Origin of the sequence: Anoxybacillus gonensis (genome assembly GCF_001187595.1) — a bacterium.
In the GTDB taxonomy this organism is placed as follows: Bacteria; Bacillota; Bacilli; order Bacillales; family Anoxybacillaceae; genus Anoxybacillus; species Anoxybacillus gonensis.
The window spans coordinates 1,504,417-1,520,931 of record NZ_CP012152.1; the positions used below are offsets into that span (position 1 = coordinate 1,504,417).

14 protein-coding genes are annotated in these 16,515 nt (G+C 39.3%); 1 reads left to right on the plus strand and 13 read right to left on the minus strand.

What is annotated here, in order from left to right:
- Positions 1-9 precede the first annotated feature (9 nt).
- From AFK25_RS07930 to AFK25_RS07960, 7 genes are all read right to left on the minus strand, one after another.
- Positions 10-1,179 carry a sugar ABC transporter permease gene (locus AFK25_RS07930; RefSeq protein ID WP_019417743.1) on the minus strand — a complete coding sequence of 390 codons (1,170 nt, stop codon included), beginning with the start codon at positions 1,177-1,179 and terminating at the stop codon, positions 10-12.
- Positions 1,180-1,182: 3 nt separating this feature from the next.
- Positions 1,183-2,736, minus strand: a complete 1,554-nt coding sequence (locus tag AFK25_RS07935) for a xylose ABC transporter ATP-binding protein (RefSeq protein ID WP_019417744.1) — start codon at positions 2,734-2,736, stop codon at positions 1,183-1,185.
- A 16-nt stretch (positions 2,737-2,752) separates the two neighbouring features.
- Complete coding sequence (gene xylF / locus AFK25_RS07940; RefSeq protein WP_009361354.1) at positions 2,753-3,835, minus strand: D-xylose ABC transporter substrate-binding protein; 1,083 nt, start codon at positions 3,833-3,835, stop codon at positions 2,753-2,755.
- 179 nt (positions 3,836-4,014) lie between these two features.
- Positions 4,015-5,247, minus strand: a complete 1,233-nt coding sequence (locus AFK25_RS07945; protein WP_019417746.1) for a helix-turn-helix domain-containing protein — start codon at positions 5,245-5,247, stop codon at positions 4,015-4,017.
- Positions 5,225-6,664, minus strand: a complete 1,440-nt coding sequence (locus AFK25_RS07950) for a sensor histidine kinase (protein ID WP_009361356.1) — start codon at positions 6,662-6,664, stop codon at positions 5,225-5,227. The genes AFK25_RS07945 and AFK25_RS07950 overlap by 23 nt, the downstream gene beginning before the upstream one ends.
- On the minus strand, positions 6,661-7,647 hold the full coding sequence (locus AFK25_RS07955) for a sugar-binding protein (protein WP_035067313.1): 987 nt from the start codon (positions 7,645-7,647) through the stop codon (positions 6,661-6,663). Before AFK25_RS07955 ends, AFK25_RS07950 begins: the two co-directional genes overlap by 4 nt.
- A gap of 77 nt (positions 7,648-7,724) precedes the next feature.
- Positions 7,725-9,407: a methyl-accepting chemotaxis protein gene (locus tag AFK25_RS07960; protein WP_035067314.1), complete on the minus strand. Its 1,683-nt coding sequence runs from the start codon at positions 9,405-9,407 to the stop codon at positions 7,725-7,727.
- Between the two features lie 168 nt (positions 9,408-9,575).
- Here AFK25_RS07960 and AFK25_RS07965 point away from each other — a divergent pair, with 168 nt between their 5' ends.
- Entirely contained in the window at positions 9,576-10,919 is a 1,344-nt protein-coding gene (locus tag AFK25_RS07965) for a TrkH family potassium uptake protein (protein ID WP_035067316.1), read from the plus strand.
- A gap of 12 nt (positions 10,920-10,931) precedes the next feature.
- On the opposite strand, the gene AFK25_RS07970 is transcribed toward AFK25_RS07965, so the two are convergent.
- From AFK25_RS07970 to AFK25_RS07995, 6 genes are all read right to left on the minus strand, one after another.
- Positions 10,932-12,122 carry an MFS transporter gene (locus tag AFK25_RS07970; protein WP_035067318.1) on the minus strand — a complete coding sequence of 397 codons (1,191 nt, stop codon included), beginning with the start codon at positions 12,120-12,122 and terminating at the stop codon, positions 10,932-10,934.
- Between the two features lie 104 nt (positions 12,123-12,226).
- Positions 12,227-12,523 (minus strand): rhodanese-like domain-containing protein, encoded by a 297-nt coding sequence (locus AFK25_RS07975; protein ID WP_009361361.1) that lies wholly within the window; start codon positions 12,521-12,523, stop codon positions 12,227-12,229.
- Between the two features lie 11 nt (positions 12,524-12,534).
- Positions 12,535-14,175, minus strand: a complete 1,641-nt coding sequence (cdr, locus tag AFK25_RS07980; RefSeq protein WP_019417758.1) for a CoA-disulfide reductase — start codon at positions 14,173-14,175, stop codon at positions 12,535-12,537.
- A gap of 72 nt (positions 14,176-14,247) precedes the next feature.
- Positions 14,248-14,601: a rhodanese-like domain-containing protein gene (locus AFK25_RS07985; RefSeq protein ID WP_009361363.1), complete on the minus strand. Its 354-nt coding sequence runs from the start codon at positions 14,599-14,601 to the stop codon at positions 14,248-14,250.
- Positions 14,602-14,668: 67 nt separating this feature from the next.
- Complete coding sequence (locus AFK25_RS07990) at positions 14,669-15,820, minus strand: toxic anion resistance protein (protein WP_019417760.1); 1,152 nt, start codon at positions 15,818-15,820, stop codon at positions 14,669-14,671.
- Positions 15,804-16,463 carry a 5-bromo-4-chloroindolyl phosphate hydrolysis family protein gene (locus AFK25_RS07995; RefSeq protein WP_009361365.1) on the minus strand — a complete coding sequence of 220 codons (660 nt, stop codon included), beginning with the start codon at positions 16,461-16,463 and terminating at the stop codon, positions 15,804-15,806. The genes AFK25_RS07990 and AFK25_RS07995 overlap by 17 nt, the downstream gene beginning before the upstream one ends.
- Positions 16,464-16,515: the final 52 nt, after the last annotated feature.

Consider the following 16,515-nt stretch of genomic DNA (forward strand, 5'->3'; position numbering starts at 1 on the left):
TTTTTGTACTTAATTTACTTTTCTTTTTCGGCTAGCAATATCGATCCAAACGGCTAAAATTAAAATACTTCCTTTTACAATATATTGCCAAAACGTTTCCATACCTAGTAACGACATCCCGTTATCGAGCGACGTCATGACCATTGCACCGATCATTGCACCGATAATTGTACCAGATCCACCCATTAACGACGTTCCACCGATGACGCAAGCAGCAATCGCATCTAGTTCGTACATTTGTCCCGCTGAAATGGTAGCTGATGATAAGCGTGCCGTTAAAACGAGGGCAGCAATGGCAGAAAGCAATCCTGTAAAAACAAACAACATCATCGTATGACGTTGAATGTTAATGCCAGATAAACGAGCGGCTTCCACGTTGCCTCCGATTGCATATACATGACGACCAAATGTCGTTTTTGTCGCAATGAATGAAAAGATCAACGCGAGGGCAATAACAAAAATAATAGGAAAAGGAATTCCTTTATAACTGTTCATCGTCAAAACGAATAACAAAATAAGTACGCTAATAACAAGTAGTTTAGCAATCTCAATTGGTAATGGTGAGACAGTAAAGCCGTATTGTTGCCGCGATTTTCGCTTACGGAACGTAGAAACGAATAAAGAAACAATAGCGATCACCGCAAGCACGATACCAAAGGCGTTTGTAAAATATGCGCTTCCTAAAGCGATAAATTGAGCATCAAAAATTGGGATGGTTGTTGATTTTGTAATCCCCATTAACGCCCCACGAAAAATCATCATCCCACCTAACGTAACGATAAACGCTGGGATCGCTCGATAAGCAACTAGCCATCCTTGAACAAAACCGACAAGCGCTCCCGCAAGCAACGTGCATATGATGACAACAGATGTCGGCATTCCCATCCAGTTGCTTAAAATGGCTGCGATGCCACCAGTTAATCCGACGATCGAACCGACGGAAAGGTCAATATGCCCTGCAACGATGACGAGCACCATACCAATTGCCAAAATAGCGGTAACCGACATTTGTGTAAATAAGTTGGATAAATTTCGTGCGCTTAAAAACGTCTCATTTAACATACCAAAGAAAATCCAAATCGCAATTAGTGCACCGATCATCGTATAAGCACGAATATCTACTTTTCCAAATATATTTTTCTTCTTTTGTTGCTGTTCGATGACTGCTTTTACTTCCATAACTCATTCCCCTCCTGTCGCTGCCATCATAATATTTTCTTGTGTTGCTTCATCGTGTGATAACTCTTTCACGATTCGTCCTTCACGCATGACATAAATGCGATCGCTCATCCCTAAAATTTCTGGAAGCTCAGAAGAAATCATCATGATGGCAACGCCTTCTTCAGCTAATTGATTCATTAAATGATAAATCTCATATTTTGCACCAACATCAATGCCGCGTGTTGGCTCGTCTAATATTAAAAGCTTTGGCTTCGCCATTAACCATTTCGCTAATACGACTTTTTGTTGATTTCCTCCAGATAGCGTACCAACAGCTGTTTCTAAAGACGCTGTTTTTGTTTTTAGTTCATCGACATACTTTTGACTCCACTTTAATTCTTCATTTTGATTAATGACTTGCAAACGGCTAATGTTTTTTAAACTTGCTAGTGTCGTGTTTGTTTTAACATCCATTCCGAGTACAAGACCTAACCTTTTTCGATCTTCTGTGACAAGTGCAATGCCTGAGCGAATGGCGTCTTGCACAGAGCGAATGTGCACTTGCTTTCCTTCCATCCATACTTCTCCTTCAGCTTTTCCTTCGTATGCACCGAACAAGCTCATCGCTAGTTCCGTTCGCCCGGCTCCCATCAAGCCAGCAATGCCGACAATTTCCCCAGCACGAACAGTCATATGAATACCGTCGTTAACTTTCATCGGTTTTTCTTTATGCCAAACGGAATAGTTTTTCACTTCTAATACGACATGACGGGGCGTTTTTTTGACGTACGGATAACGCTCTGTCAATTCGCGTCCAACCATGAGCGCAACAACTTCATCTTCATTCGTTTCTGCGCGTGAAAGTGTCGCAATGGATTTTCCGTCGCGCAATACGGTGATCGAATCTGCTAATCGAAATACTTCTGGCATTTTATGAGAAATATAAATACACGCAACTCCTTGTGCCCGCAGCTGTTCTAAAATACCCATTAAAATTTCAACTTCACTTTCGGTTAAAGCTGCCGTAGGTTCATCTAAAATTAAAATGTTTGCTTGTTTTGCGAGCGCCTTTGCGATTTCAACTAATTGCTGTTGACCTATGCCAAGTGAATGGATTTTTGTTCGTGGAGAAATCGTTAATCCGACTTTCTTTAACCATGTTTCCGCTTCATAATACAATTGATCCCATTGAATGACACCGAATTTACGTGGTTCGCGTCCTAAAAAAATGTTTTCTCCAACTGTCATTTCTTTTACGAGTGCGAGCTCCTGGTGGATGATCGCAATGCCCGCTCGTTCAGCATCAACAATATTTCGAAACGAGACCGGTTTGCCATCAATACGAATTTCACCATCATACGTGCCAGCTGGATATAGTCCACTTAACACTTTCATCAACGTTGATTTTCCAGCACCATTTTCGCCACAAAGCGCATGAATTTCTCCCTTTTTCACTTTGAAACTAACGCGGTCAAGCGCTTTCACACCGGGAAACTCTTTTGTAATATTCATCATTTCTAACGCATACATTCGTTTCACTCCCGTTGTATCATGTTGAAAATAAGGGTCTGGCAAAGCCAGCCCCTTGTTTTCATTGTTTTGGCCATTGATCTTTCGGTACGTTTTTGAATACATCCTCTAATTTGTGATATCCATCTTTAATGACTGTATCTAATACGTTGTCTTTTGTTACCGCAATTGGATCAAGTAAAACAGATGGAACATCAATTTTGCCGTTTGATACAGTTTGATTCGTTTCGATTTTCTCGCCTTTCGCTAAAGCAACAGCCATCTCCGCTGCTTTTGTTGCAATAGCTTTAATTGGCTTATATACTGTCATCGTTTGAGTACCTTCAACGATACGTTGGAGTGCTGCCAACTCAGCATCTTGTCCAGAAACAGGTACTTTTCCTGCCAATCCTTGAGCGGCTAATGCTTGAATGACTCCACCTGCTGTTCCGTCATTCGCTGCAACAACGGCTTGAATGTTATTATTGTTTGCTGTTAATGCGTTCTCCATATTTTTTAACGCTTCTTCTGGTTTCCAATCTTTTGAGAATTGATCGTAAACAATTTTAATGTCGCCTTTTTCTTCAAGTGGCTTTAATACGTTCATCGCTCCTTGGCGGAATAAATGGGCGTTGTTATCTGTATCTGCTCCACCGATGTAAACGTAATTTCCTTTTGGTGCTTTCTCTACAATCGCTTGTGCTTGCATTTCACCGACGCGCACATTGTCAAACGAAACATAATAATCTACTTCAGCGTTTTTAATTAAACGGTCATAAGAAATAACCGGAATGCCTTCTTTATGCGCTTTTTCTACGATTGCTGCTGACGCTTCAGCGTTATGAGGCACAACAACGAGAACATCGACTCCTTCGGAAATGAGCTGTTCGGCTTGGCTCAATTGTGCAGCATCATCCCCGTTTGCTGCTAATGTTTTCACCTCTGCTCCAAGCTCTTTCACTTTTGCCTCAAACAATTCTTTATCCCGTTGCCAACGTTCTTCTTTCAACGTGTCCATCGAGAAACCGATCACAATTTTGTCATCGTCTTTTTTCGACGATTCGCTTCCCCCTTCGTTTCCTGAAGATACAACCCCGCACGCTGTTAATGCGGAAGCTAAAACAAATGTTGCCGCCCCTTTCGCGACATGTTTCCACCATTTCACATGTATTCCCCCTTGTTTTTCATATCGTTTACATGTTAAGCGTACCATAAGGAAAAGAAAGCGTTTTCTTTGTTTTCTCCACTTATTTGCGATATATTCGCACAATTTAAACGTTTTCATAAGTGTGAAAAAGAACAAACTAGCATTTTTTTGCGATAAGACAAAAAAGTGCGAGCGCTTTATAGACGCTCGCACACTTCTTGTCGATATTCTGTCGGTGTCATATTTGTCACTTTTTTAAACACACGACTAAAATAGTTCGGATCTTTATATCCAACGCGATAACATGCTTCTTTCACCGTTAATCCTTCATCACGCATCAACTGTTTCGCTTTTTCAATGCGCAAATGTGTTAAGTAGTCGATGAACGTTTGACCTGTTTCTTTTTTAAATAGTTTGCTGAAATAATACGGTGTTAAATGGACGTATTTTGCTACCTCTTCAAGCGTGACATCATAGCAATAGTTTTCGTGCAAAAACATTTCGACTTGCTCAATGACGTTGCCATTTGTCTTTATATGAATTTGTTCCACTTCGTCCGTGATCGGAACATCATCAATATGTATCGCTCGACTAAATGATGATACATAGCGTACCGCGGTCCACGCCTCTTTATATGAACGTTTCAGACCATCTACTCCCGAGCGAATCGTACCAATCCCTATCTTTACGCGCTGTTGCAACGCTTTCTCGAGCTGTTTTAACAACGATTGAGCGAAAGAAATGATCCGTTCATGTTGTTCAGCCTCAATAAAAATAGCCATTTGCCTTTGGCTAAGCGGGCTGCATAAACAATGTCGCTGTTGTTTTATACATTGTTTCACTATTTCTTCCCACTTTTCACGCTCAGACGCATCACTTTTTTCTAATTCAATAACCATTGCATACCCCTTTTCAAATTCCATGCCGGTAAATGTATGGGCAGAACATTCATCCATTTTCCCCATTAACAACCATGTCCAAGCTGTCTCACTTAGCGCTTGCAGCTGAACGAGTTTTTCACGAGCTGTCAATTGCTGTTCACGCATCGCTTGTTCTTCCGTAATTTGATGTAACAATTTTTGCAACAGCTCGATGATTTGTTGCTTTTTAGCCGGTTTTAACACGTATTCGATAACACCTAAAGAAATTGCTTCTTTCGCATATGTAAAGTAATCGTATGCTGTTAAAATGACAATTTTCGCTTGCGCATCCATTTTGCGTATTTCCGCAATCGCTTCTAATCCTTGAATGCCCGGCATTTTAATATCCATAAAAATGATATGCGGACGATGGTGTTCCACTTGCTGAATGGCACTTCGACCATGTTCAGCATGAAAAATAGTAAACGTCTGTGGAAATGCGCGTTCAATCATCAATTGCAACCCTTCACGCTCTAGCGGCTCATCATCAGCAATAAGTAGCTTGTACATCGCTCTCCCTCCTCGGCAGTCGTAAAATAATGGCTGTACCTTCGTTTGGTGCGCTTTTTATATCAATTATTTTCTCTACTCCATAAAAAAGCTGCAGACGTCGTAGCACGTTTTCTAATCCAAGTCCAGTGGAATGACCTGTTTTTGTGAATGAATATGATGCGTTCATAATTGCTCGTTGCACGTCATATGGCATTCCTACACCGTTATCGGCGATGGTTACTTGAATGCAATTTCTTTTTTCTTCGATGATTAATCGAATGTTTGCTCCTTCTTCCATTCCTTCAATACCATGAATAAAAGCGTTTTCAATCAGTGGTTGCAACGTTAAACAAGGGATCGGCTGGTCTAAACATGACTCATCTATTTCAAGTTGAAACGTCACACGATCGCGAAAACGGGCTTTTTGAATAGCGAAATACTCCTTTGCATGCTCTACTTCTTCACGTAACGTAACAGGCTGATCGAGCTTTCGTAAGTTGTATCGCAACAAGTTCGACGTGGATACGGTGAGTTCGCTTGTCTTTTCTGCCCCTTCGATATAAGCAAGTTTTGAAATGACGTTTAGCGTATTAAATAAAAAGTGAGGATTAATTTGACTTTGGAGCGCTTTTAGCTCTAATTCACGAACAAGTTTTTCTTTTTCTAATATTTCCATATTTTTAGAGATTAATATGCGCAAATTTTCAATCATATGTTGAAATGTTTTACCGAGCAAACCAATTTCATCATGTCCATCAAAGCGGGGGATTCGCGTGTCCAGTTGACCCGCTGAGATGTTTTTCGCCGCATGAACAAGATGATGAATTGGAATGACGATCGTTCGTGATAACCATATTGCAAATACGATGCTTAAAATCGTTGTTAAAATAAACAGCATCCCGCCTAATTCATTCATTCGTGCTGTATGTTGTAACATCTGCTTATACACCGGTTGATATAAGCTTAGTTCAACATCAACGAGCGCTTGACTATCTTCGCGAATAAATGAAGCAATTTTTTCAATTTCGTTATATTGATCGGCATATCCTGTGAATTGTTGCTTTGTTAATTTATGAATAATTGTTTGTTCTAAATTGAGAAAAACATAAACCATATTTTTATAGTTTTCAAGCGTAAACGCATTGTTTCCTTCTAACTGTCTTACATTTAATTCACGTTGCAGCTTTTCTAGTTGCCTTTTATGTTCAATAAGCTGTTCATAATTATATTCATCTTGATGAATTAAATAACTGCTTAAAAAACGCACATTTTCTTGTGTTTCAAGCGAAATTTGTTTATATAAAAAAATGCGCTGCATCATGACATCGTAACTTTCTTGTACCTTTTTTCCACTTTGAAAAATAAAAAACGCGATACAATTCAATAAAAGAACGAGAAGTGGAATAAAAACAAATAATTTCGTCCGGATTTTCATTTGTTTCTCCCCTGCTGAACGTTTTGACGGTCGATGACTTCAATCGCTGTAAAATGTTCTTTATCAATTTGTTTGCCAGAAAGATGGTCAACCATTAATTTGACTGCGGAATATCCCATATCGTAAGGTTTTTGGACGACCGTAGCCACAATGTCCCCTTCTTTAATCGCTTCCATTGTTTCTTCCACATCGTCAAAACCGAAAATTTGGATGTTTTCACGATGTAAGTTTTTTACCGCCATTCGAATTCCAATCGCATCGAGCGCACTCGTGCCGACCATAACAGAAATATTCGGATGTTTTCGCAACATTTGTTCCGCTTGAATCGAGGCTTGAATGCGAGAAATGTTCGATGATGTAACGGAAACAACTTGTAAGCGCGGATGCTCAGCAATAACAGATAAAAACCCTTGCAAACGTAGGCGTTGGTTTTCTGATGTATCGGTTCCAATGATTACTCCAACCGCTCGCTCTCCGTCTACGCGAGAAACAACTGCCTTTCCAAGCAGCTGTCCTGCTTCAAAATTATTTGTTCCAACATAAGCGATGCGCCGGCTTTTCGGGGCGTCAGCATCAATTGTCATCACAGGGATATTGCGAGAAATAGCTTTGTCAATAAGCGGTGTAAATGCCTCGTCTTTTAAATTTTGAACAATGATGCCATCTACCCGAGAGGCAATCGCTTTTTCTAGCAATTTCACTTGTTCATCAATGCTTGTTCGGAGAGGGCCAATGTATTCAATATTGACATTATTTTGCTTCCCCGCTTCCTTTGCCCCTTGTTCAATTTTCCGCCAATACGGGTTATCGAACTCTTGAGATATTAGAATAATATGTGGGAGATGCGACGCTGCTTTTTGTCCATGTTGCAACTTCGCTACCGTTTTTTCAAGCTGCTTTGTGACGGTGATAAAGTGAAAAAAAACATATAAAAATAAAACGAGCAGTACAATAAGACTTATTGTCCATTTTTTTTGTGCCATTGTCTTCACCTAATTTTACTATAATTCGTTTTGATAACGTTTACAATGTTTTTTAAAGCGACAGATTTTCTGTCGCTTTACACGGTAAATCGATTGGTCGTTTCTTTCATCTTTTCTGCAATGTCATACAACCGTTGAGCGGTTGCGGCTACTTCTTGAGCTGATGCGGTTAATTCCTCTGATGAAGCAGTTACTTCTTCTGTTGCTGCTGAGTTTTCTTCAGCCACTGCACTAATTTGTTCAATACGAGCAATCACTTTATCTTTTTCTTTCACAATTTCATCCATCGCTTGTTCAGTCGAAACAAGTAAAGGTGCGATATGACTAATGGATGTTAAAATATCAGCAAACGAACGGACCGTTTTTTCGACTGCATTTGCTTGATCTTTAATAAAGTGTTCCACTTCTTCCGATGTATGAATGACATCTTCTGTATTTTTACTAATAGATGAAATGAGATGAACGATGTCCTCTGTAAATGATTTAGACTGTTCAGCTAATTTACGCACCTCATCAGCAACAACAGCAAACCCTTTTCCTGCCTCCCCAGCACGTGCCGCTTCAATGGCAGCGTTTAAGGCTAATAAGTTTGTCTGATCCGAAATCGTTGAAATCATTTCCGTAATTCCACTAATTTTCTGTACAGATGTCGTTAATGTCCGAACATGGTTTGTCACCGTTTCAAACGCTTGTTTAATTTGTTCGATCGAAGCAATTAATACATCCATTTCTTTTTTGCCAATATCTGCTCGTTCAGACGTACGAACCGCCTCTTGTTTGACATTTTCAAGTTCTACATATACACGTTCGACTTTCTCTGTTAAATAAGAAAGCGAATGGGTCATATCGGCTAAATCGTTCGCTTGTGCGGCCGCTCCTTGCGATACTTGTTCCATCGTTGCTGCCACTTCTTCAGTAGATGCAGACATTTGTTGTGAAGTAGCTGATAGTGCGCTTGATTGTTGGTCGATGGCATCCGCTTGCGTCTGAATGTGCATAGCTATATGTCGCAGCGCTTTTTTCGTCTCAGCGAGCGCGCGCGCCATTTCGCCAAATTCGTCTTTGGACTCGAGAAGTTTTTCAGGTACCTGCTTGCTAAAATCGCCGCTAGCCATTTGTTCGAGATGTTGTTTGGCGATATGTAACGGTTTCATAATTCGAATAGAAATAAAGAAATGATATGCGATGACTCCAACAATAACAAACAATGCAGAAATAGCAATGACTTTTACAATAACATTATTAATCTCTTGATTGACGATTTGTTTTGGCATACCGACAAAAAACATACCGATGACTTCATCACGGTCGTTTGTAATGGGTAAATAACTCGTTACATACGGTTCCCCAAGTACGTTCGCTTCACCGATGTAACGTTTTCCACCATGAATGACTTCCTGTACAACTTTCGGATCTGCTTTCGTTCCTATTTGTCTCTCGCCATCTTTCATAATTGTGGTGGTAACACGTTCATCGTTAAGAAAAATGGTACTGTCTGCCCCAACAACTTCCTTTACGTAATCAACAACCTTCTCGTTGTTGTTAATTTCTACTTCTCCTTTATACAGTTTGCCGTCTTTCATTTGCCACTCCCCAACAAACTTCGCATCAATCAATTGCAAAGCAAGCTGAGCGTTTGTCGTTATCACTTTATTAGCGATTAATGATTGAAATTGAACATAAATCATACCGTTAATAAGCCCCACTAATATAAAAACGGTCAGAATATATACAGCTACAATTTTTCCACGCGTCTTCACGATTGTCCCCCTCCACTTTTGTGAATCAATGAACAACACTATTTTATCAAATGTAACAAAATTTATAAATACAAATATTGCTTCGTGAAAAAACAGACTTGCATTCCTTTTTGTCATTTGCAAAAATCAAAATATGTGTAAAACGAAAACATGCGAGGGAGTAAAGCTGTGAAATCTCGAAAATTATCGCGCCTATCTACCGTTCAGCTTATCGTCTTATTTTACTTTGTAGCTGTCTGCATATCGACATTTTTACTGTGGCTTCCTATTTTTCATCAGCCTGGGGCGAAAATTAGCTTTGTTGATGCGTTATTTACCGCAGTCAGCGCCATTAGTGTAACAGGCCTCACGGTCGTATCAACAGCTCATACTTTCAATACACCTGGTATATTTGTATTAGCTTTTATTCTTCAATTTGGCGGAATTGGCATTATGGCACTTGGAACATTTATTTGGCTTATGTTTGGGAAAAAAATTGGGTTTCGGGAACGACAACTGATTATGACAGATCAAAACCGTTCAACATTTGCTGGATTAGTAAAGCTAATGAAAGAAATTTTAACGCTCATTATTGCTATTGAAATCATTGGTGCGGTGATTTTAGGTGTATATTTTCTCCGTTACTTTCCGTCATGGAAAGAAGCGTTTTTCCAAGGCTTCTTTGCATCTGTAAGCGCAACAACGAACGCTGGATTTGATATTACAGGACAGTCGCTTATTCCATTTGCTCACGATTATTTCGTCCAAACGATACATATGATTTTGCTCGTTTTAGGTGCAATTGGTTTTCCTGTACTTATTGAAGTGAAAGAATTTTTCTTCCATCGCCAAAAGCAACAATATCGTTTTTCGCTTTTCACGAAATTAACGACCGTCACATTTTTTCTTCTCGTTTTATTCGGGACATGGTTTATTTTATTCATTGAATGGAATCGTTTTTTTGCGGACAAAACATGGCATGAATCACTTTTTTATGCGTTGTTTCAATCCATTTCTTCCCGCAACGGTGGGCTAGCAACGATGAATGTCGCAGACTTTTCTGAACCTACACTACTAGTTTTAAGTGTCCTCATGTTTATCGGTGCCTCTCCAAGCAGTGTTGGTGGAGGGATTCGAACGACGACGTTTGCTATTGTGATGTTAACGATTTTCTTTTATGCGAAAGGGAAAAACTCGATTAAAGTGTTTCAACGAGAGATTCATCATGAAGATATATTAAAGTCGTTTATTGTGTTTGGAACAGCCCTTATTCTTTGCTTTTTAGCCGTTGTGTTTCTTTCTTTTTCAGAGCCTTTTACAATGATCGAAATCGTTTTTGAAGTATGCTCTGCATTTGGAACGACGGGTTTATCCATGGGAATTACATCCCAACTAAGCACATTTGGAAAACTAGTCATTACCGCCTTAATGTTTATTGGGAGAATTGGCATTTTATCGTTTTTGTTTCTTATTCGCGGCAACCATCCAAAAGAGACGTACCATTATCCAAAAGAACGCATTATTATTGGTTAAAAGCGAAGGGATTTATGCTCCTTCGCTTTTTAACTCTTCTTTTTTACGAAACATCGTGTATGTCATTAACAAAAGTGATAAAGATCCAAACAAAACGACCATATTTTCTAATCCAATGGTATCTAACAAAAATCCAGAAGCTAACAATACGATTTGGAACGTCACGCGATCAAACATATTTTTAAATGAAAAAAATCGACCGTGGTATAGCTTTGGAACATTTGTTTGAAAAATGGTCGCAATCATTGGAAAAAAGCAACCGACAGATATACCGAACAATCCAAAAGAAGCGAGCGAAACCCATTTGATATGAGCAAAATGTAGAGATAGTTGTGCAAAAGCAATGAAACATGTTAATGCGTACATCCATTTTATATACGCTTTTTCATGAGCAGCATATTTAATGAAAAACGCTCCGAACAAAAATCCGATTCCTTCAATAGTATATAGCCATCCTTTAATTGACGGGTCATGTTGCAATTCACTAATATTGATGACCATTAAATTAAATCCGCCAATAAACAGCTGCGGCACAATCGTTAAAACAACTGCAATATAAACGATAGGCAATTGACGAATGATTGGAAATATGTCTGTAAATCGCTGTTTTTCTTTCTTATTGTGTTTTGTTTCACGCCTTTCTTCTTTTATATCAATAAAAAACGTAAGGAAAAATAGTAAAATATATGCAACCATCGCTCCAATATATAACGTTTGTAAACTCGTAATCATCAGTAGTGCACCACCGAAAGCAGTACCAGCAATACGTGATAGTGCAGAAATGTTCATATGCATTCCATTGACGGTCATCAATTGCTTCTCATCCGTTACGGCAAGTGGGATAATGGCTTGCAACGTTGGAAAATAAAAAGCTGCCGCTATTTGAATCGAGATCATAAAACAAATCATGAGAAAAATAGATTCATATTTTAAAGCGAATAACATAAAAAGGACGCTCCCTACACGACCAATTCCAGCGTATAGAAGAATATGTTTTTTGTTATATGTATCAATCCATCTCCCCGCTATTGGACTAACGATCACACCAGCAAGCAAACCAGAAAATAAAATAAGCGACTTCACAAAGTCAGAAGGAATATGTTTCTGCATAAATTCTAAATTCCCAATAATTCCGAGCCATAAGCCAATCCCTGCAATAAACTCCCCTATGAAAATAAGAATAATATTTTTATTTTTCCACATACGTATTCCCCTTCATTCATATCTCTCTTCCAATACATGTCTTTCATTTTACAATAAAACGATTAAAAATGCATAAAAAATAAGACTGGCACATCGCCAGTCTTTTATTCCACTTCTCCTTCCCAACTCATCATGCCGCCGACCATGTTTTTTACATGGAAACCGCGTTCTGCTAGCCATTCGCACGCTAATGCACTTCGACCACCGGAATGGCAAACGACGATGTACGTTTTGTCCGGATCAAGTTCGTTTAAGCGAGCAAACAGCTGGCCGAGCGGAATATGGCGTGCGTTTGGAATTTTTCCTGCCGCTACTTCATGTGCTTCACGAACGTCTAGCACTTCAACATTTGCTTCATGACGCAATACGTCCGCTTGTGTTGGTAAAATATTTTCAAACATGTAAATCCCCCTTATTTTACACTTGAATACAGTTTATAACCACCGTCTAAATTTTTTGCTTGAAAACCATGTTCTTGTAAAATGCGCGTTGCTAAATATCCACGTAAACCGACTTGACATGTGACATAAATCGTTTGATCTTTCGGTAATTCATGAAGACGGTCGCGCAAATCATCAAGTGGAATGTTGATGCTTCCTGGAATCATCCCTCTTGTCTCTAATTCTTTCGGTGTGCGAACGTCAATGAGCACCCCGCCGTTAGCGACAATGTCATCAATTTCATGCCATTGTACCGTTTCAACCATGCCATCTAGCACGTTTGACGCTACATATCCAGCCATATTGACTGGATCTTTTGCTGATGAGAATGGAGGCGCATAGGCTAACTCTAAATCAGGCAAATCGTATACAGTTAATCCTCCTTTTATCGCCGTTGCAATGACATCAATGCGCTTGTCGACTCCATCTTGTCCAACTGCTTGTGCTCCATAAATTCGACCTTGACGATCGAAAATTAACTTTAATGTCATTTGCGTTGCACCTGGATAATAGCTTGCATGGCTCATTGGATGAACGTGAACGACTTCGTAATCAACACCGTGATGTTTTAATATTTTTTCGTTCAATCCTGTTGCCGCTACTGTCATATGAAAAATTTTAGCAATCGACGTACCGAGCGTTCCGTTGTACTTTACATCGCGACCGTTAATGTAGTCGGCGACTAGTCGACCTTGACGGTTCGCTGGCCATGCAAGCGGAATAAACGTTTCAAATCCGTGAATAAAGCTTTTTACTTCAATTGCATCACCGATTGCAAAAATATTTGGATCAGACGTTTGTAAATGTTCATTTACTTTAATGGCACCACGAAAACCAAGTTCCAATCCTGCTTCTTTCGCCAACTGACTTTCCGGCTGAACACCAATGGCTAAAATGATCATATCTGTTTCGATCGTACGACCGCTTTTTAATACGACGCGTCGACCTTCGTTTTCAAACGATTGCACACCGTCTTCTAAAATTAAATCGACACCGTGTTCTTTCATATGTGTATGCACAATTGCTGCCATCTCGTAATCAATCGGTGCCATCACTTGATTTGCCATTTCTACAAGCGTCACATGTACACCGCGCTCTGTCAAATTTTCAGCCATTTCTACACCAATAAATCCCCCACCGATGACGACAGCACGTTTCGGTTTTTCGTTATCAACAAACGATCGAATACGGTCTGTATCCGGTACATTGCGCAACGTAAAAAGTGCTTTTGCCTCATCAATTCCCGGAATTGGTGGTACGATCGGCTTGGCACCTGGCGACAAAATAAGAACATCATACGGTTGTTCATACTGTTCATTTGTTCGTAAATTGGTGACAGTGACCGTTTTCCGTTCACGATTAATGCTTGTGACTTCACTTAAATTGCGCACATCAATGCGAAATCGTTTGGACATGCCATCAACCGTCTGTACAAGTAGCTTGCTTCGCTCTTGAATGACATCCCCAATATAGTACGGAAGTCCACAGTTTGCAAATGAAATATATTCACCTCGTTCAAACATAATGATTTCATCTTTTTCGCTTAACCGACGCAAACGTGCTGCGGCAGAAGCTCCTCCGGCTACACCGCCAACAATAACAATTTTTCTCATCATCTATCCCCTCCATATACAAGTACGTGTAACCGTATTATACCAAACAATCATTTCATAAAGTTTGAACAGTTAGTGACATTTTACCATCTTTAACGCATTTGCATGCTCATGTTCTTTTATATAATATCCTTGTACAGAAAAATGATAACGTCTAAGCAATCGAATCGCGACATTTTTCTCTAAATGGCTTTTTGCAATAATGATCACTTGACGATTTGGAATGGCTTGATAATGACGTTTTAAGTACGCAACCGGAATCCGGAGCGCTCCATTTATCTCATCTTTCTCATTGTAGTCACGCACATCAAGCAACGTCACATGTTCATATGATGATAAAGATGTCAACTCTTTGACACCACGAACAGGTACATAACGATAATACAAAGCATGTAGTACGAACAAAACAATGACTGTATAAATCATATTGCCTTACCTCCCTTACACATCATACCCTAACAGGTATATAAAATCAATAAAAAAAGAGCTGATTTTATTCAGCCCTTTTTAACGTAAGTAGTCGTTGTTTTAATTGTTCTTCCATGTCGATAAGCTCTTGCTCTACTCGCTGACGCTTCATGCGACCTTCTTGTTGAATTTTTAACGTTTCTTCGAGTGTTTCTAATAAATTTTCTTGCGTCTTCTTTAACGTTTCGATGCTGACAAGCCCTTCTTCATTTTCTTTTGCCGCTTCAATTGTATTCATTTTTAACATTTCTGAGTTGCGCAACAACAGCTCATTCGTCGTTTTTGTTACCGCTTTTTGCGCTTCTACCGCTTTCTTTTGTCGAAGGAGTGTTAGTGCGATAACAAGCTGATTTTTCCAAAGCGGAATGGCTGTCAAAATGGACGATTGAATGCGCTCGACTAACGTTTGATTGACATGTTGAATGAGCCGAATTTGTGGTGCCGTTTGAATCGTAATTTGCCGACTTAATTTTAAATCATGAATGCGTTTTTCAAGTCGGTCAGCAAATTGAATCATATCATTTACTTCTTGCACATCCATTTGATTTTGTGACTGTAACGCTTTTTTCTCTAGCTCTGGAATCGTTTTTGTTCGCAGTTGTTCGAGCTTCAACTCAGCTGCGGCGATGTAAATGTTTAAGGCATCAAAGTACTCTTTATTTTTTTCATACAATGTTTCTAACATCATGATGTCACGAAATAACATTTGGCGATGTTTTTCAAGTTGATCCGCAATCCGATCAATGTCGACACCTAATTTTTGATATTTAGATAAAATATGTTGCACAGACTGTGTGACAGATTGAAACATGCGCGCGAAAAAGCTTTTTTTGTTCATTGCAAAATCTTCAACGTTTACTTCTTTCATTTTTGTCATTAGCTCTTGAATGACTTCTCCAACAGGTCCAACATCTTTTTTCTGCACATGGTTTAAAATCGAATGTGAGAAGCGTGACAACTCCGCTTGTGCTGCTACTCCATATTGTAAAATAGCTTGATGATTGCGGGGATCAATTTGTTCTGCAAGTGCTAACGCTTTTTGACGATGTTCTTCTTTTAATTGGTCAATGAACCGCGAAGATGATGGCTTGTCCGTTACTTCTGTCACTTCACCAAATGGATTAGCAAGCAACGAATCGATCGAACTTGTCCAAAGCATTTCATCGTTTTTGCTCATGCTTTTTCTCCTCCGTTATTGTTACTGTATGTTTTATTGGTAAAGAAAGGGGATCCTCTGATGCAATCGTATGTTTCACAAGTTTTACTTCCGTCTTTAAATCAAACAAATCTTCTTCAAGCATGTCCAACAGTTCGTTTTCTGCTTTCGTTAGCGCAAGGCTAAGCGCTTCCTCTGCTTCATGAATTGCTTGACGAATCTCCTCACTTTTTACGGGTTGTTTTGTTAAATAAATATATTTATCAATAATTGTAACAATGGAGTCCAATGTTGTGTTAAAAAACGGTTGCGCGACAGCGAGACGATCCGGTTGTTTTTCGACAATTTCAATTATTTTTTGACAGATGGAGTACAAACGGGAAAGTTTAGAAAACATCGCAACTGAACGAATTCTCCACAAACTTTTTCCGATTTTCCGAACCTTTTTTTTCGCATCTTTCAATCGCTCATCCTTAAAATCATATAATAGATTTTTCTTTTCTTTTTTCTTCATATACAGTGAATACATCACCCCTATGCTTGCACCGATCAAAAATGAAATAAAAAACGGCAAACGAAATGCAAGCAACGAAATGAGAGCACTAAATAATCCCACGTTCCATGACACAAACCATCGCCATATCGTTCGAATGAATCGTTTCATCGTTTTCCTCCAATCGTCTATGATCCTTTATTTTACTATGATTTTTTACTAA